Annotated in this window: 13 protein-coding genes; 8 read left to right on the top strand and 5 right to left on the bottom strand. The window is 72.1% G+C overall.

Annotated elements, in window-relative coordinates; all coding sequences use genetic code 11:
* The first annotated feature begins 183 nt into the window (after positions 1-183).
* The gene (locus ACWCO8_RS22985; protein WP_451033801.1) at positions 184-1,356 is read left to right on the top strand and encodes a potassium channel family protein; all 1,173 of its coding nucleotides are present in this window, start codon (positions 184-186) and stop codon (positions 1,354-1,356) included.
* A 3-nt stretch (positions 1,357-1,359) separates the two neighbouring features.
* Here ACWCO8_RS22985 and ACWCO8_RS22980 read toward each other — a convergent pair whose 3' ends face one another.
* Positions 1,360-2,400, bottom strand: coding sequence for an Lrp/AsnC family transcriptional regulator (locus ACWCO8_RS22980; RefSeq protein WP_451033800.1), 1,041 nt, complete (start codon positions 2,398-2,400; stop codon positions 1,360-1,362).
* A gap of 335 nt (positions 2,401-2,735) precedes the next feature.
* Here ACWCO8_RS22980 and ACWCO8_RS22975 point away from each other — a divergent pair, with 335 nt between their 5' ends.
* Both ACWCO8_RS22975 and ACWCO8_RS22970 read left to right on the top strand, forming a co-directional pair.
* Positions 2,736-4,208 (top strand): MFS transporter, encoded by a 1,473-nt coding sequence (locus tag ACWCO8_RS22975; RefSeq protein WP_451033799.1) that lies wholly within the window; start codon positions 2,736-2,738, stop codon positions 4,206-4,208.
* Positions 4,205-5,389 (top strand): amidohydrolase, encoded by a 1,185-nt coding sequence (locus ACWCO8_RS22970; RefSeq protein ID WP_451033798.1) that lies wholly within the window; start codon positions 4,205-4,207, stop codon positions 5,387-5,389. Before ACWCO8_RS22975 ends, ACWCO8_RS22970 begins: the two co-directional genes overlap by 4 nt.
* Positions 5,390-5,489: 100 nt before the next feature.
* Here the strand turns inward: ACWCO8_RS22970 and ACWCO8_RS22965 are convergent, their stop codons facing one another.
* The 3 genes from ACWCO8_RS22965 to ACWCO8_RS22955 all read right to left on the bottom strand — a co-directional run bounded on the left by ACWCO8_RS22965 (position 5,490) and on the right by ACWCO8_RS22955 (position 8,649).
* Positions 5,490-6,005, bottom strand: coding sequence for a putative immunity protein (locus tag ACWCO8_RS22965; RefSeq protein ID WP_451033797.1), 516 nt, complete (start codon positions 6,003-6,005; stop codon positions 5,490-5,492).
* 61 nt (positions 6,006-6,066) lie between these two features.
* Entirely contained in the window at positions 6,067-7,185 is a 1,119-nt protein-coding gene (locus ACWCO8_RS22960) for a hypothetical protein (protein ID WP_451033796.1), read from the bottom strand.
* A gap of 21 nt (positions 7,186-7,206) precedes the next feature.
* On the bottom strand, positions 7,207-8,649 hold the full coding sequence (locus ACWCO8_RS22955) for a purine-cytosine permease family protein (RefSeq protein ID WP_451033795.1): 1,443 nt from the start codon (positions 8,647-8,649) through the stop codon (positions 7,207-7,209).
* A gap of 69 nt (positions 8,650-8,718) precedes the next feature.
* Here ACWCO8_RS22955 and ACWCO8_RS22950 point away from each other — a divergent pair, with 69 nt between their 5' ends.
* Together ACWCO8_RS22950 and ACWCO8_RS22945 are read left to right on the top strand one after the other, a co-directional pair.
* Positions 8,719-9,357: a TetR/AcrR family transcriptional regulator gene (locus ACWCO8_RS22950; protein WP_451033794.1), complete on the top strand. Its 639-nt coding sequence runs from the start codon at positions 8,719-8,721 to the stop codon at positions 9,355-9,357.
* Between the two features lie 92 nt (positions 9,358-9,449).
* Positions 9,450-11,132 (top strand): amidohydrolase, encoded by a 1,683-nt coding sequence (locus tag ACWCO8_RS22945; RefSeq protein WP_451033793.1) that lies wholly within the window; start codon positions 9,450-9,452, stop codon positions 11,130-11,132.
* On the opposite strand, the gene bla is transcribed toward ACWCO8_RS22945, so the two are convergent.
* Positions 11,133-12,050 (bottom strand): class A beta-lactamase, encoded by a 918-nt coding sequence (gene bla, locus ACWCO8_RS22940; protein WP_451033792.1) that lies wholly within the window; start codon positions 12,048-12,050, stop codon positions 11,133-11,135.
* Between the two features lie 190 nt (positions 12,051-12,240).
* Between bla and ACWCO8_RS22935 the strand changes: the two genes are divergently transcribed.
* From ACWCO8_RS22935 to ACWCO8_RS22925, 3 genes are all read left to right on the top strand, one after another.
* Positions 12,241-14,967 (top strand): hypothetical protein, encoded by a 2,727-nt coding sequence (locus ACWCO8_RS22935; protein WP_451033791.1) that lies wholly within the window; start codon positions 12,241-12,243, stop codon positions 14,965-14,967.
* Positions 14,968-15,031: 64 nt separating this feature from the next.
* Entirely contained in the window at positions 15,032-15,781 is a 750-nt protein-coding gene (locus ACWCO8_RS22930) for a hypothetical protein (protein WP_451033790.1), read from the top strand.
* A 111-nt stretch (positions 15,782-15,892) separates the two neighbouring features.
* On the top strand, positions 15,893-16,924 hold the full coding sequence (locus ACWCO8_RS22925; RefSeq protein WP_451033789.1) for a hypothetical protein: 1,032 nt from the start codon (positions 15,893-15,895) through the stop codon (positions 16,922-16,924).
* Positions 16,925-16,947 lie beyond the last annotated feature (23 nt).

Raw genomic sequence — 16,947 nt, 5'->3', positions numbered from 1 at the left:
TCGTACGGCGCGCGGGCGCCCCCATCCAGTCGACCGACCTGGCGACCCTCGCCGTGCTCTCCGGAACCGACCAGGACGACCCAGCGGGGGAGGACAGCGCCGAGACCCCGGGGGGAGGGCGGTACGCAACTGCTGCCCGACACCCACACCGCGTACCACCGCCAGTTCACCCACGGCCGCCTCATGCTCGAAGAGGTCACCCACCACCACGCCCCCGCGGCGCCCACGACCTCGCGCGGCTACGGCGAACGGCTCCGGGGCCACCTCCGCCACCTGCCCTGGCGGGTCTTCCTCTCCCGCGAGGTCACCGCCGTCTTCGGCGTGCTGGCCGCGATCGTGCTTCTGCTCTCCGTCGCGACCGCCCTCGTGGAGGACGGGCCGCTCTGGCGCGCCGTGTACCTGCCGCTCCTGGACATCTTCACCATGGGCGACCCGGCCATCGGCGAGGAGGAGTCCGCCGCTCGCCGCATCCTCCAGCTCGTCGCCGGCTTCGTCGGACTCGCCGTCCTGCCGCTCGTCGTCGCCGCCACGATGAACGCCAGCGAGGCCTTCCGTACCGCCTCCGCCAACCACCCGCCGGCCGAGGACCTCGGCGACCACATCGTGCTGACCGGCCTCGGCAAGATCGGCACCCGGGTCCTCGCCCAGCTGCGCACCACCGACCACAAGGTCGTCGCCGTCGAACGCGACCCGCACGCCCGTGGCGTCGCCCTCGCGCGCGAGCTCGGCATCCCGCTCCTGCTGGAGGACGCCACCGCCCCCGGCGTGCTCGAACAGGCCCGGATCCGGGAGAGCAAGTCCCTGCTCGTCCTCACCCGCGACGACAGCGAGAACCTCGACATCGTCATGGCCGCCCGGGAGATCAACCCCGGTATCCGGGTCGTCATGCGGCTCTACGACGACGACTTCGCCGCCACCGTCTCCGCCACCATGCGCGCCTCGTACCCCGACGCCCTCACCCGCAGTCGCAGCGTCTCCGCGCTCGCCGCCCCCGCCTTCGCGGCCGCGATGATGGGCCGCCACGTCCTCGGTGTGATGCCCGTCGAGCGCGGCTCGCTCCTCTTCACCGTCGTCGAGGTCGCCGGCCATCCCGAACTGGAGGGCCGCTCCGTCCACCAGGCGTTCCGGGAGAACGAATGGCGCGTCCTCGCCGTCGGTGAGTCGGGCGCCCGCCTCACCGGCCGCTCCACGGACACCCTCGGGGGCTTCCGCCCGACCGTCCAGGGTCTCGACTGGCGCCCGCCGCACGGCCGGATCCTCCGGGCGGGCGACCGCGTCGTCCTCGCCACGACCCGCCGGGGCCTCGACGTCCTGATGACCGGCGTCCAGCCCCACCCGCCGAGCCGCAGAAGCTGAGGGTCAGCGTCCGACCGGCGACGAGGCCGGGGACGATGAGGCGTGAGTCGGCGCCGGGGCCCGTTCCGCGAACCCCGCCCGCTTGTACGTCCGCATCAGCAGCGCCACCTCCGTCGACGTCACTCCGTCGAGCCGCCCGAACACCCGCGACGTGAAAGCGTGCAGATCGCGGGCGGAGCGGTGGCTGGAGTAGCCGAGCAGCGTCGTCGTCCCCGTCGTCACCACCAGGTGCCGGACGGCCGCCTCGCGCGCCAGCGCGCGGATCGCGCCGTCGAGCCGGTCGTGCCCCACGGCCAGCCGGAAGCGTGCCTCGACGGGATAGCCGAGGACCGCCGGATCCGCGTGCAGCCGCAGATGCAGGATGTGCGAGGTCATCAGGCGCGCGAGCCGGCGCCGCGCCGTCGTCTCGCCGACCCGCAGCTCGCGTGCGAGCCGGGTCGTCGACATCCGGGCGTCACGGTGCAGCAGCGCCACAAGGCGGCGGTCCAGTTCGTCCACGGCCAGCGGCTCCGGCAGCGCCCGCCCCTCCATGGCGTGGCGCCGTACGTCGGTCGGCTCGTCGTCGTACGGCGCCCAGTCGCTGGCGGTGAGCAGCAGCCGCAGCACCACGGACGAGTGGATGTCGACGACCCCGTCCATCCGCCCCACCACCGAGTCGACGACGGTCAGCAGCGCGTCGTGGTCGGGCACGTTCAGCTCGACGAACACCTCCAGGGCCCCGGTCGCGACCTCCACGGACCGCGTCTCCGGCCGCCGCGCGAGCGCCAGCGCCGTCTCGTGCACCCGGCCGGGCGCGCAGCGCACCGCCAGCTCCGCCGTGACGCCCTCACCCAGGTACTCGGGGATCAACACCGCCGTGAACCCCACGTTCCCGCCGGCCGTCATCCGGTCGAGCCGGCGCGCGACCGTCCGCTCATGGACCCCGGCCGCCGCCGCGACGGCGGCGAACGGCGCACGCGGATCGCGGTGCAGCGCCCGCAGGACGGCATGGTCCAGGGCGTCGAGGCCCAGCCCCTCCGACGGGGGCACAGAATCCGTGGCCACCGAGGACACCTCCTTCCGCTTCCGTGCGCCGGCGGACCCGCCCCCTGACCGGGCGGCGCCACCGGACCGTACGACATCGCCATGACGCCGTCTCCGGCATGACCGAGAAGCGCCCTCGGCGCCCGCCCCCTGCCCGAATCCGCCGCGGGCCCCCACCCGCATGCCGCCTTCACCCGACTCTCGGGCCCACTCTTGCCCGAGTACCGGCCCACTCGCCACATTGTGGTGCGGATTCCGCCACGTGGCAGGCCGACGACGACCGGCCCCCCGAGCGCCCTCCGCCCCCGCTCTCTCCCGCCCCGGCCCCAGGGCCCCTCCCCGAACAGGTGATACGTATGACGGACACCGGCACCCTGCGCAGACCACCGGCGGCGCACGCCGTCCGTGCGACGCCCGCCGCCGCCGTGATCGCCTCCGTCGTGCTGGTCGAGCTGTCCAGCGGCATCACCCAGGGCTTCCTGTCCCCGCTGCTCAAGGGGCTCACCGAGACCCTCCGGGTGACCGCGGCCGACCTGAACTGGATCAGCATCGCCAACCTGCTCTCCAGCGTGGCGTTCACGCCCGTCCTCTCCCGGATGGGCGACCTCTACGGCCACCGGCGGGTCCTGCGCTGGAACCTCGCCATCGTGCTGCTCGGCTCCGTGCTCGTCGGCCTGAGCCGCTCCTTCGGCGTGCTCCTGACCGGCCAGATCCTCCAGGGCGCCTTCGCCGGCTTCTTCCCGCTGCTCGTCGGCATCCTCCGCAACCGCGCCACCGCCTCGGCGGACGGTGGGGGAGCGGGAGGCGGCGAGAGCCGCCGGGGCATCAGCTTCATGGTCGCCGCGCTCGTCGGCGGCCTCGCCCTCGGCCTGGTGGCCAGCGGCTTCGTCGCTCGTACGGTCGACAGCCCCACCGCCGCCCTCTGGGTCCCCACCGCCGCCGTGGGCCTCGCCCTCGCCGCGACCTGGCGTCTGCTGCCCGAATCCGCCCACCGCCCCGGCGGCCGCATCGACTGGGCGGGCGGGATCCTGCTCTGCCTCGGCCTCGTCGCGATCATGCTCGGCCTCGGCATGGGCGGCCTGCCCGGCTGGGAGTGGAACTCGGCCCGCACCCTCGGCTGCCTCGTCGGCGGCGCCCTCGTCACGGCGCTGTGGGTCCTGGTGGAACTGCGGACCGCCGAGCCGATGATCGACGTACGGATGTTCCGGCACCGCAACGTCGTCACCGTCTCCCTGACGACCCTCACCTTCACCTTCTGCATGCTCGGGCTCCAGGTCGCCAACCCCGTCTTCCTCGGCACCACCCCGGTCCAGCACGGCTACGGCCTTGGGCTCGACCCCTTCGCGATCGCCCTCGCCATGCTCCCCAACCTGCTGGCGCTCGCCCTCGGCGCGCTCGCCGCGCCCGCCGTCGCCGCCGCGATCTCCGACCGACTGACCCTCGTCGCGGGCTCGGTCCTGATGGCCGTCGGCTACCTGGTCTCCCTCACCTGGCACACCTCGATGCTGCCGTTCCTTGCCGGTACGGCTGTGGCGGGCATCGGTACAGGCTTCCTCCAGCACTCCACCCGTACGCTCGCCGTCGAGAGCGTGCCGCACGACCGCACCTCGGTCGGCTCCGGCATCAACGAACTCCTCATCAACGTCGGCGGATCCCTCGGCGCGGCGGCGGTCCTCACCGTCTTCGCGGCCCGTACCCCGGCCGGCGCGGTCCTGCCCGAACTCGGCGCGTACACGACGTCCTGGACGATCTGCGTCGGCGTCTCTCTCGCGGGCGCCGCGATCGCCCTGCTGTACCGCACCCCCAAGAACGCGGAGGACCCCAAGTGACGACGACCCCGACGGACCACGCCCGGGCGGTCCTGACACGGCGCCAGGACGAGGTCCTCGCCCTCAGCCACCAGCTGCACGCGGACCCGGAACTCGCCTACGAGGAGCACCGCTCGGCCCGCCGGATCACCGACCTCGTGGAGGCCGCCGGTTTCGAGGTGACCCGTGGCGTGTGCGACCTGCCGACCGCGTTCACCGCCACCGCCGGCACGGGCGGGCTCGTCATCGGCATCTGCGCCGAGTACGACGCCCTGCCCGGCATCGGCCACGCCTGCGGCCACAACGTCAACGGAGCCGCCTCGGTCGCCGCCGCCCTGGCGCTCGCCCCGCTCGCCGACGACCTGGGCATCACGGTGAAGCTTCTCGGCACCCCCGCCGAGGAGTTCGGCGGCGGCAAGGTCGACATGCTGCGCGGCGGCGCCTTCGACGACGTCGCCGCCGCGATGATGGTGCACGCCGCCCCGCAGGACTCCGTCGGCCTGACCTCGCTCGCGATCAGCAGTTGGAAGGTCGGCTACACCGGCCGCGCCGCCCATGCCGCCGCCATGCCGGAACGGGGCGTCAACGCGGCCGACGCGATGATGATCGCCCAGGTCGCCATCGCCGCGTACCGGCAGCAGATGCGGCCCGGCTCGGTCGTCTCGGGCGTCGTCACCTCCGGTGGCGAGGCGGCGAACGTCATCCCGGCCCACACCACCGCCGACTACGACTGCCGGGCCGAGACAGCCGAGGAGCTGACCGAGCTCCAGGCCCGGATCCGCGCCTGCTTCGAGGCCGGCGCGCTCGCCACCGGCGCCGAACTCGCCCTGGAGACCGTCGGGAACGACTACGCCGACCTCCGCCAGGACCTCGCGATGGGCCGCAGCTACCTCGCCGCCGCCCGCGCCCTCGGCCGCACCGTCCCCGACGTCGACCCGAACTTGCGGGCCGGCTCGACGGACATGGGCAACGTCTCGCACGTTGTCCCCACCATCCACCCGATGATCGGGTACGACTGCGGCGACACGATCATGCACAACCCGGAGTTCACCCGCTACGGCACGACCCCACAGGCCGACCGCGCGGTCCTGGACGGCGGACTCGCCATGGCTTGGACGGCCATCGACCTCGCCACCGACCCCGCCCACCGCGAGGCCCTCCTGTCTCGCCTGGCAGCCCGCGCCCCACTCGGGTCCGCCTGAACGGCCCCATGAACCGGGCCGGGTGGAAGCGAGGACGGCGCTCCCACCCGGCCCTCACCGCACGGGAGACCTGGGGCCTGCCGGGGCCGCGTCCGGGCGCTCAGGAGTCGAACACCGACCAGCAGATGTCGTTGCGCAAGCGCTGGTCGTCCAGTACGAGCTCGCGAATCCCCTCCGGGAGCCGGTCGCGCTGCCACTGGCATTCGAGGCGCCCCGCGGCCTCTCCCTCGCCTTCCGGCGCGGCGGCGCGTGCGGCCTTGATCGCATAGGCGGCCGCACCGAGCTCGTGCGCGGCAACGTGTGCGACGACTCCGGCCTGGCCGGCGGCGTACGCGGCGTGCCGCGCCGCGCCACGCAGGTCTCGAGCCGCGCCCATGGCATGCCCGCCCGCCGCGCGGGCCCGCATCATCTTGACCTCGCCACGCGCCCAGGCGCGGGCATGCTCGATCGCCTGGCGCGGCCGTGGGTCCTCCGGCTGGACCGACTCGAAGTGGTGAAGCACGTGTTCGGCGCAGGCTGCCGCCCAAAGGGCGAGGAGATGATGATCCTGATCCGTGAGGGTCCCTCCGCGGCGGATCGTCACGAAGCGAGGGTCCCTCACCTTCGGGAGGATCATGATGGGCACTCCTTCCTACGGGATGGGCACGCCGCCCGCACAGTCGAGACGTCGGTGGACATCACCAGTACATCGGTTCCTCCCACTCGTCGTGCTCGGCCTTCGGCCGATGCGCGCCGTAGAGACGCGTGACACGCATGCGGACCACCACCGCCTGACCAGCGACGGCCTCCTGGTAGACCCGCTCCTCCGAATAGCCGTTCAGCCGGGCCGTGATGAGAAGCTCCCGCCCGACCTCATCGCCCGGTTCCCGCGAAGGCGCGGAGATCTCGACCTTGCCCTCGGCCGCCGCCCAGGCACCGCCGTACGGGCCCTCGCGGACGATCCGTGCCCAGGGGTTGGCCCGGAGCGTCTCCAGCAGGTCACCCCGGTAGAGGGTGGAAACATTCAGGCGCACGATCCGAGTGGCCGGCTCCCAGTAGTACCGCACCTCCCCACCGGACAGCCGCTCGCCGTCGAACCGCCCCATCTGCTCCTGCTCGGCCCACGCTCTGAGATGGCCCCAGTCTCCGTAGATGCCGCCACGTCCCGGTCCGCGGAAGGCGTACGACGCGCTCGCGTCGGACATCGGCTCCCCGCTCAGCTCCCAGTCCCGGAGTCCTGCGGCCAGATCGTCGGTGCTGCCGGAATCCGCGGCTGCCTGATCCGACCGCGGTGCGCGGTTCAACCAGCCGGCGGCCGTGAGTTTCGGAGGTGCGGATCCCTCGACGGTGATGGTGAGTTGGTGCTGGGGGACGGTCAGGGTGATGTCCTGTCCGGTCTCGCTCGTCCAGGTGGTCGTCGTTCCTTCGGCGGTCCGGAACGTGTACTCACCATTGTCGAGCCCTTCCGCGCTGTCGAAGAAGAGGCCGTCAGAGGCCGGACCGCCGTCCGGCCGGAAGGAGCCCTTGATGGCAGGTCCTCCCGCCGCGGGAACTATCTCGTACCAACTGGGCTTGCGGACCTTGGGCTTCGCGAACCTGTTGTCCATGGGGACGTGCTCACGTTGGCTGCGGTCGAGGCGGCGAACGCCCTCGTCCACGATGTATGTCTTCCGGTACAGCGCGCACTGGACGAACTTGTGGCCCTCATAGGTGGGGACTTTCACCCCGAGGCGCGTTTCCGCCCTGTGCACGCCGTCCTCGGACGCGCTCTCCACCCAGTCGGTGTAGATCCACTCGCCGGACACGATGTCCCCCATCTCCACATCGGACTCGAGTCATCAGCGTAGATCGGGGACCGGAGTCCTGGACCGGAGGAGCGCGTAGCAGGCGGAGGTGACGACGATGCCGACGGGCAGGGCGAGGTCGATGCCGCCGAGGGCCGCGGCGATGGGGCCGGTGTACAGCGTGTTGACGCACAGCGCGGCCGAAGCGACGCCCGCTCCGAGCGCGAGCGCGCCCGGCAGTCCGACCCCGGCGGTGTACCAGAAGGGGCTGGTCCGGCTCTCGTCCATCAGTGCGGGCCCGTCGTAGCGGTTGCGGCGGAGCGCGATGTCGGTGGCGTAGAGGGCGGTGGCGGGACCGAGGAGTACGACGGTCAGCTGAAGGACGTTGCTGACGGTGTCGAGGAAGTTGGACACGAGCAGCGCGTACAGGGTGAGGCCTGAGGCGACGGCCCCGTCGACCAGGACGCTGAGGGACCTGCGGATGCGAATGCCGACGGCCTGGAGGGCGAGACCGGCGCTGTACGCGGTCAGGGCGTTGATCGCGATCGTGCCGAGGACGAGAGCGAGCAGGAACACCGGGGTGAACCAGCCGGGCAGGATCTCCTCGAGCGCGGTCTGCGGATCGGTCATGTCGACGGCGGTGGCTGCGAGCGCCCCCAGGGAACAGACGACCACGCTCGGCAGGAACCCGCCCAGCGCGGTCCACCCCATGACCGCCCGCGACGACGCCGTACGCGGCAGATAGCGGGAGAAGTCGGCACTGGTCGTGTACGACAGGGGGCCCGCGGCGATGAGCGTGACGCCGGCCAGGAGCGTCGCCCAGAGGTCCGTCCCGGAGAGCCGGTCCTGCGGGGCGTAGCCGAAGTCGGCGTGCAGCAGCACCGCGTACGCCACCACGCCGAAGGCGGCGGCGAGGGCGAGGGTGATCGGCAGGTACAGCTTCACGATCAGGGCGTGCCCGTAGACGCTGATGGTCAGGGTGACGGCCGCGATGACCAGGACGACGGCGGTCTTGACGACCGTGTTCGTCGGCAGGCCGGTCCTGGCGACGAGCGCGAAGGCGGCGGACGCGGCGGCGGCCAGGTTGAGGGCGAAGTAGCAGACCGAGATGGACCAGCCGGTGATCGCGTTGTTCACCCGGTTGCCCCGGACCCCGTACATGGCCCGGGTGATCACCTCGCTCGGCGCGCCCGCCGCCGGTCCCGACATCGCGAGCACGCCCGTGAGCAGCCAGAACAGGTTGCCCACGACGATCACCGCGAGGGCCTGCCAGAGGCTGAGCCCCATCAGGACGAGGGCGCCGCCGATGACCAGGCTCAGGTAGTTGACGTTGGCCGCGGCCCAGACGGAGAACAGCTCGCGGGGCCGTCCGTGCCGTTCCGTGTCGGGGATGTGGTCGATGCCGTGGACCTCGACCCGGCCCGCCCGCTCGGTGTCCGGCGGCGCGGCGTGCGCGCCGTGGGCGCCTGGGCGGGGGTCGGGGATGGTGGATGCCATGAGGCCCTCCGGATGCGTGTCGTGCCGACCTGCTTGCTTATTGGTCGCACACTCAATAGCATCGCTCGTATGCCGTCAAGCGTCCAGCGCAAACGAATTCGCAAGACTCCCGAGGCCCGCCGCGCGGAGATCGTCGAGGCCGCGGCCCGGGTTGCCCTGCTCGAAGGGCTGGAGTGTGTGACCCTCCGGCGGATCGCCGAGGAGCTCGACGTCCGCCCCGGTCTGATCAGCCACTACTTCCCCTCGGCCGAGGAACTCGTCGCCGAGGCCTTCGCGACCGCCGCCACGGGCGAACTGGACGCGCTGCTGCCCGCCGACCGCCCCGACGGCACGCCCACGGAGCACCTCGCGCGCTACTTCGCCCTGTCGACGGGTGACGCGTACGACGACATCAGCCGCCTCTGGATCAACGCGCGCCACCTGAGCCGCTACCGCCCGCTGCTGCGCGAGCGGGTCGCGGAGATGGAACGGGCCTCCGACGACCGACTGGAGGGCCTCATCCGCGACGGCGTGGCGGCGGGGGAGTTCCGTACGGACGCCCCGCGGACGGCGGCCATCCAGATCCTGGTCGTCCTCGACGGCCTCGGCGCCCACGCGAACACCGACCGGAGCAACCGCCCGGAGGCGGTGACGCGCATGGCGCTGACGACGGCGGAACGCGAACTGGGCCTGGCTGACGGCGCTTTGACGTCGACGCGAGCGGACTGACGCGGGCTGTATGACGCGAGCGGCCGACGTGCGCCGAATGACGCAGGGATTGCTGGTCCCTGGCCTTACCTCATCACCTTGGAGTTGTTGTTGTGGGTTGTTCCCTGATCATCGTGTCGGCGCGGCTGCTGGACCCGGGTACGGGTGCGGTCCTGCCGGAGACCGCCGTGGCGGTGTCCGCCGGCCGGATCGTCGCGCTGGGCGACGACCGCGAGATCCGTGCCCTGGCCGACCGTTCCACCACGGTCGTGGACGTCAGGGGCGGGGTGGTGATCCCGGGCCTGGTCGACGGCCACCTCCACCCCGTATCGGGTGCCGAGCTGACGCAGGGCCTGGACCTCTCGGTCTGTACGGACCTGGAGTCCCTGCGCGAGGTACTGGCGCGGGCGGTCGGGAAACTGGACCGGGGCGAATGGCTCTTCGGCTGGGGCCTGGACCCGAACGTGTTCGGTGACCGTCCCGTCGAGGCCGCGGCGCTCGCCCCGGTCCTTGACGGCGTACCGGCTCTGCTCCAGCTCTTCGACGCGCACTCGTCGCTCGCCAGCGCCCGTGCGCTGGAACTCGCCGGGATCGACGGCCCGCGGGTCTTCGAGCAGTCCGCCGAGATCGTGTGCGACGAGAGGGGCAGGCCGACGGGCCTGCTCCTGGAGGACGCGGCCTGCGAGTTGGTCGAACGCGTGGCCCCGCAGCCCTCGCGCGCGGAACGCCGTGACCGGCTGGCCGCGGTACTGCGGGACATGGCGGCCGCCGGCCTGACGGGCGGCCACGCCATGGACGCCAACGGCGACAGCCTCGCGCTGTACGCGGAACTCGAAGCGGCCGGCGACCTGCCCCTGCGGCTGCGCGTGGCGCCGTGGTGCCAGCCCGGCACGGACGAGGCCGGGGTGGCCGCCCTCATCGAGCAGCAGGGCATGGGCGGGGACCTGTGGCGCGTACAGGGCGTGAAACTGTTCATGGACGGCACGATCGACAACGGCACGGCCTGGCTCGAACACCCGGACCGGCTGGGCGAGTCCGTCCAGGCGTTCTGGCCCGACCCCGACGCCTACACGCGCGCGGTGGCCCAGTTGCACGCCGCGGGGGTGCCGACGGCGACGCACGCGATCGGGGACGCGGCGGTACGCCATGCCCTGGACGCGGTGGAGAAGGCCCAGGCCTCGGGCGGGAACATGGCAGGGGACGCGGTCGGGCGCGCGACCCGGGACGCGCTCGGGCTCGCGGCACGGCACGCGGTTCGGCACCGCGTCGAGCACATCGAGAGCGTTCCGGACGACACCCTGCGCCGCTTCGCGGGACTGGGTGTGGTGGCCTCGATGCAGCCCACCCACTGCTGCGACTTCACCCGCGCCGACCACACCGACAACTGGTCCCGTCGTCTGGGCGAGGAACGCGCCTCGCGCGCGTGGCGCTGCCGGGACCTGCGCGAGTCGGGCGCCACGGTCGTCCTCGGCTCTGACTGGCCCATCGCCTCCTTCCCGCCCCTCGGCGTGATGGCGGGCGCCCGTCACCGTCGCCCGACCCGCGACCTGACCCAGCCCCCGCACGGCCCGGAACAGGCCCTCGACGCCCTGGACGCACTCCAGGGCATGACCACGGGCCCGGCGTTCGCGGCGGGCCAGGAACACGAGGAGGGCCGGCTCGCCGTCGGCCACCGGGCCGATCTGACGGTCCTGGCCGACAACCCGCTCACGACCGAAGCCACGGCCCTGGCGGACCTGCCCGTCCTGCTCACGGTCCTCGACGGCCGCATCACCCACCGGGCACAGGCACTCTGATCAGGACAGGGCCTGCGTGACGGCCCTGGCGGCGTCCGCGATCAGCTTGTTGTCGTACGCGGCGTCGGGACGATGCCGGTGCGACAGCACGGCCAGCACTATCGGCGCCCGTCCCGGCGGCCACAGGACGGCGATGTCGTTACGGGCTCCGTACGTACTGCCCGCTCCCGACTTGTTGCCCACGACCCAGCCGGACGGCGCCCCGGCGCGGACGAGTTCCGCGCCGGTGGTGCTGGTGCGCAGCCACACTGCCAACTGCTCACGCTGCGGCGGCGGGAGCGCGTCGCCGAGCACGAAGGCCCGCAGGTCGGCGGCGAGGGCCCGCGGCGTGCTGGTGTCCTGCGTGGCACCGGGAGCCCACCGGTTGAGCTCCGGCTCGCGCCGCTCCACCTGGGTGACGGTGTCGCCGAGTTCCTCCAGTACGGCGTCGAGTGCGGCGGGCCCGCCGAGCGCGTCGAGGAGGAGATTGGCGGCGGTGTTGTCCCCGTACCGGACCGCGGCGTCGCACAGCGCCTTCAGGGTCATCCCGGTCCCGACGTGGCGTTCGGTGACGGGGGAGGGCGGGACCAGATCGCTCCGGGAGTACGTCACGACCCGGTTCATGTCCGCGTCGCTACGGCCGCGCAGGACCGCCCCGGCGGCCAGCGCCTTGAAGGTGGAGGCGTACGGGAAGCGGACGGCGTCGTTGTACGCGACCTCCCGGCCGCTGCCGGTGTCGAGGGCGTACACCCCCAGCCGCGCGTCGTAGGAGCCCTCCAACTCCCGCAGCCGTTCCCGTACGTCGGGCGGTGCCGCGGTCGGGGCACTGGCCGGGGGCGGGGGAGAGGCGGGGTCCTTGTCGGCGCATCCGGCGAGCGGCAGGAGCAGAAGCGCACCCAGGGCGGCGAGGAGGCGGAGCCGGGGACGGTGGAGCCGCATGACGGAAGAGACTCTCCTCGGACTAGGGGAAGCGGGGCCGAACCACACACGGACGGAACCCTGTTGGCAACACCACTCACTCTGCCACCGCCCCGCACGGGCGGCGCTGCGCGCCGGGGGCTCGGCGTGTTCGCAGGGGTATGCGCTCCCTCCCCTCTCGATGTCCGTGGGGCGTGGGACGATCGGGATCATGACCGTCTCGCTGGATGCCCTGCTGCCCACCGCCACAGGGGCGCACGTGTCGACCACGTACGCCGACTGGGCCGACGCCCACGACCCCGACATGGCCGGTGCGGCGCGAGACGTGGTCGCGGAGATGGGCGCGGAACTCAACCGCTTCTGGAGCAAGCCGGGCCGGTTCGTGGACACGATGGCGGTGCGTGCCCGCCGTCTGCCGCCTGCGCACCTGCCGTGGTTCTGGGACACCGTGGGCCACCGGCTCATCGGCCATGGCGGCAAGCCGGGCGGACGGGCGTACACGGCGGCGCGGGCGGCCGAGGCCGAGCACGAGCTGGCGGTGGACGCCGGCTACCGCAGGGCCAACGCCCTGCTGTTCGCCCGGGGCGGCGCCATGCCCGCCAAGGAGTTCGCGGCCCACCAGCGTTTCCTCGCCGAGACGTCCGAGCCCGTAGCCGCGCACGCGGCCCTGGCCACCTTCCTGACCGCCTGGACGGCTTCACCGGCCGACCTTCCGGCCGACCTGGTGCGCCGCGTGAAGGCCTCGGCGAAGGCTGCCGGACACGGAGAAGCGGAGGCCGCGAGGCTCGTCGGCGAACTCCTCGCCGTCACCCGGAACAAGTCCGTCCCGGACGCGCTACTGAACGCCGCCGCCACCCTCCTCCGTACCAACCGGCCGACGGACACCGTGGCGACCGGCCTCCTCGGCATCTTCCCCGACGGCGCCACGGACGGCGGGGCGTGGCTGCGGATGCTGATCGCCTCGGGCGCGACGGAGGGGATGGAGTCCGGACGGGTGGTGCCGCAGGGCGGCCTGCGCCACTGGGTCGGGAACTTCGTGCGCATGTACCAGTACGCGGCCCAGAGCGGCGGGGGCGTGGCGCGGCAGCAGCTGCCGGCCGAACTCTGCGACCTGGTGGAGCGACTGGGCCCCCGGCTGCGGGCGGAGGGCGGCGACCCGCTGACCGTCCACACCACCCGCCACCACTACCAGGGCTTCGACGCGGACGTGCTGGACGCGTGCCTGGCGGCCGGGGTGGAGGTGGTCGATCCCGGGCCGCAGGTCAGGATGCGCTTCTGGGGTGACCGTTCCCGACGCGACCTCCAAGCGCTCGCGGCCGACCCGGTGTTCGGCCCACGGCTGGAGGAGACGGTCCACGCGACTCTGCTCCCCGAGGGGTTCATGGACCGCCGGCGAAGGCCGGGCACGGCGGTGACGCTGCTGCCGGGCAACAAAGGCATCGCCCGCCACGTGGCCGCCAGAGTCGACAAGCTCCTCGCCACCGTCGCGGCCGGCGGGATGGCGGGCGCGGAGGAAGCCCTGACGGAACTCGAACTCCTCCTGGACGGGCCGACGGTGGAGGCTCTAGACGGCATGGCCGACGCCCTCGCCGGAGCGAGCACGGCCGGCACACTGCGCCGCTCCCTCATGGCCGGCCTGCCGGAGGAACTGGCGTGGCCCGCGCTGGAAAGGATCTACGAGGACTTCGCGACGGAAGCGACAGAGGCCGCTGAAGGGGAGGGCGGCCCCCTGCCGGGGGTGTCGGGCGTGACGTCCACATGGCCGGTCCTGACGGTCTTCGGCCGCCACCGCGCCGTGGCCGTGGCCCCGGACGGCGTACGGGCCTCCTGCCGCTACACGATCCCGGACGACGCGACGATGTTCGCGGTGCACTACGTGGGCGGTTCGTTCCTGGTGAGCTGGACGGCGAAGCCGAACCCGTACTACTGCGACACCGCGATCTGGTCCGACCACCCGGACGACCCCTTCGCCCCCGACGAGGTCGGCGGCCTGGTCCCGTACGGCGGCAGCCTGGACGGCGCGTACGGCTTCCAGTTCGAAACCGCCGACGGCGGCGGCCGGCACGGCGGCACGGGGGTCCTGCGCCCCGGGGGCAAGCAGGGCATCGACAGGGACGAACTCCAACTCGGCGACGGCTCCACGATCTGGACCAACGCGGTCTTCGCCAAACAGCCGTGGCAGACGGTCGACCCGCTCACGGGTGAACGCGAGGCGGTGGCTCCCCTCCCGGCTTTCCTGAGCGCCCCGACCGACTCGGACATGACCCTGGCGACGGAAGCCCTCCAACTGGCCCCACTCCCGAAGGGCCTACCGGCCTCCCCTCTGGGGACCCGCGACGGCTTGCTCGGAACCAGGGTCTCCTTCCGCACGGACCACCCCGAGCACGCCCCCGACCACTACCTCCTCGAGAGCGTGGACGGCCGCACGGCCCGCTTCACGATCGACCGCAAGGGCCAGGAGCCGTGGGCCCTGTGGGCACCACCGGAAGCCCCTGAGGGGGAGGCCGTAGTCCTGGCGGAGGCCCAAACCAAAACCGGAGTACGCGCCTACACCTCCGACGGCACCCTCCTCTGGGAACAGGACGGCCACCACTCACCCCGCCACCCCCGAGTACCCCCCACCCGACACCTCACGGTCTCCGGCGGAGTGGCCCTCCCGCCAGCCTTCTGGTACGTCCTCCAACCTCGAGACAGGACGGCCTCCCAAGCCCTACGAGCGACACCCCACCAAACCGCCGACACCCTTCTGTCGGCAGCCCTGGAATCCGAAGAATCCCTGAACGCGGCCATGGCCACGGAGTTCCCCACCCTCACGGACCCGGTCCTGAGGAGGGCGGTGACAGCAGTGGCGGAACGCGCGGCCATCGCGGACTCCCGCCGCCGCACCCTCCACCGCCGCATCACCTCAGCCGAGCCGGGGACCAAGGTGGGGCCGTGAGATGATCCCAGGGTGAGTTGTGGGCCCTGTGGCCTCTTGGATTGTCGAGCCACAGGAGACGCGTATGTGGGACACCTTCCTCCTCATCATGTTCTACGCGATCCTGGCCCATTGGATCTTTTGCCGGATAGCTCGGCTCTGGCGCCGAATGCGCCGTTCCCGGACGATCACCGCTCTGAGCCGAGGAGAGACCGTCCGCATCAGGTGCGACGCACGGTTCCGCAACACAGGTGGACGTCGGCACCGCGCGACCCTGACGGTGAGGCCTGAAGGCACCTTCCTGACCACTGCTGACGGCACCGTCTCGGACCTGCAGCTCGGCGTTCCCGCCACCAGTGTCGAGATCGTGGTGGAGCGGTCGATGATGGTGTGCGACGTAGCCGGACGACAGCTCGAGGTGCTGCTACCGGACGAGGAAGACCCGGAATACCGCCTGATCAAAGCCGTAGCGAGGGGGCATGGCGGATATGGCAGACCGGCGATGAAACAAGAACCGAAGGCGTGGTACAGCGTCAGAACCTTCTACCGATGGCTGACCTGGGAGGACCGCCCTTACGAGGAGCGCGTCGTCCTGTTCCGGGCGCGGTCCCTCGACGATGCCCTCGAACTGGCCGAGCGCGAGTCGGCCGAGTATGCGCGGGAGAGCGACTTCGAAGTCCTCGACCTGATGCAGGCCTACCGGATCTCCGACGTCGACGAGGAGGTGGGCGCGGGCACGGAGGTGTTCTCCCAACTCCATGCGCTCGACCTCCCGTCGAACGAGTTTCTCGACCGTTACGACTCAGGACCGGCACACACGGAGATCGCCGAGTGATGCCGTTCACGGCGTTCGGGCCCCGGTAGTCGGCCGGGTCGAAGTACAGCGGTCGGCCGCTGCGGGAGCCGAGCGCGCTGGGCGGTTGAGCCCGGCGGCGAACGTGTGATCATGAACGCGTCGCATTCCTTCGCCCGTGAGGTGATCTTCTTGACGAAGGTGGCGCTGCGTCCCTACGCACTGTTGCCTCGGCAGTACGACGAACGGAAGGTGCTGGCCACCACGGTCGATGCGTGGGGCCGGGCTCTCTGGCTGATCTGCCCCGACGTCCGATTCCCCTACAAGTGGGCCCGTCGGGACGTTCCAGTACCCGTGAACCTGCCCTTCGACGCTCTCGTCGTGATCAATGATGGGGGCAGGGTCATGGAACAGACTCTGCACGGCGTGGCCGTGGACCCGGCGGCCGTCGACGCCTTGCCGGGCGGCGGGTTCATCCTCTCCGGCAACGAGGGACCAAACGCGCTGTCCGGCCAGATTTTCGGTGCCGACGGCCGGTCTCTGCGCCGGCTCCCCTTGGGGACCCACCTCAGGGACCTGGTTGCGGACGGCCGGGCCGGCTTCTGGACCGGGTATGCCGACGAAGGGGTGTACAGCGATGACCGCGTCAGCGCGGGCGGGCTGGTCCGCTGGGACGGCAGGGGCAACCGCGCAGGCACCCTGCGACCCCCGGCGCCCTACGACCTCCTGGCGGAAGTCAGCACCATCAACGTCTCCCCTTCCACCGCCCACGCCGTGTACCGGCCAGGCGCCCCGCTCGTCGAAATGGGGCCCAGCGGGGTGCTCCGCATCCGCGCCGCCCTGCCGGTCTCCGACCCGTCCGGCCTCGCGATCCGCGGTGACCGGCTGCTCCTGGTCGGAGGCGCCGAGCGAGGCGTAGGCGCTGCTGTCCGGAGGGAGGCCGTCCACCACCTCCGGTTGACGGGCGACGGAGCTGTCGTCGTCGGCCGCGAGGGCCTCGTCTTCCCGAACGGTGACCCCGTCAGACGCTACGCCCGCCCCGTCTGCCGGGGCCCGAACGTCTTCCTGCGCACCCTCCGCACGTGGCGACAGTGGTGGGTGTTGACCTTGCCCCCGTCAGACGGGCTTGAGGACGCGTCCAGCAGGACAGGGACGGTCCGGCCCGGCGCCCCCCTGGACGGCTGACCCACCCGGGGAGCACCGACACC

The sequence above is a fragment of the Streptomyces sp. NPDC001927 genome (assembly GCF_053594455.1).
This window is presented reverse-complemented; position numbering and strand designations above follow the sequence as displayed.

Coding starts and splice junctions, on each gene's coding strand:
- ACWCO8_RS22985 (WP_451033801.1), top strand. CDS start 184: ATGCTCGAAGAGGTCACCCACCACCACGCCCCCGCGGCGCCCACGACC.
- ACWCO8_RS22975 (WP_451033799.1), top strand. CDS start 2,736: ATGACGGACACCGGCACCCTGCGCAGACCACCGGCGGCGCACGCCGTC.
- ACWCO8_RS22965 (WP_451033797.1), bottom strand. CDS start 6,005: ATGATCCTCCCGAAGGTGAGGGACCCTCGCTTCGTGACGATCCGCCGC.
- ACWCO8_RS22960 (WP_451033796.1), bottom strand. CDS start 7,185: ATGGGGGACATCGTGTCCGGCGAGTGGATCTACACCGACTGGGTGGAG.
- ACWCO8_RS22955 (WP_451033795.1), bottom strand. CDS start 8,649: ATGGCATCCACCATCCCCGACCCCCGCCCAGGCGCCCACGGCGCGCAC.
- ACWCO8_RS22950 (WP_451033794.1), top strand. CDS start 8,719: ATGCCGTCAAGCGTCCAGCGCAAACGAATTCGCAAGACTCCCGAGGCC.
- bla (WP_451033792.1), bottom strand. CDS start 12,050: ATGCGGCTCCACCGTCCCCGGCTCCGCCTCCTCGCCGCCCTGGGTGCG.
- ACWCO8_RS22935 (WP_451033791.1), top strand. CDS start 12,241: ATGACCGTCTCGCTGGATGCCCTGCTGCCCACCGCCACAGGGGCGCAC.
- ACWCO8_RS22930 (WP_451033790.1), top strand. CDS start 15,032: ATGTGGGACACCTTCCTCCTCATCATGTTCTACGCGATCCTGGCCCAT.
- ACWCO8_RS22925 (WP_451033789.1), top strand. CDS start 15,893: ATGAACGCGTCGCATTCCTTCGCCCGTGAGGTGATCTTCTTGACGAAG.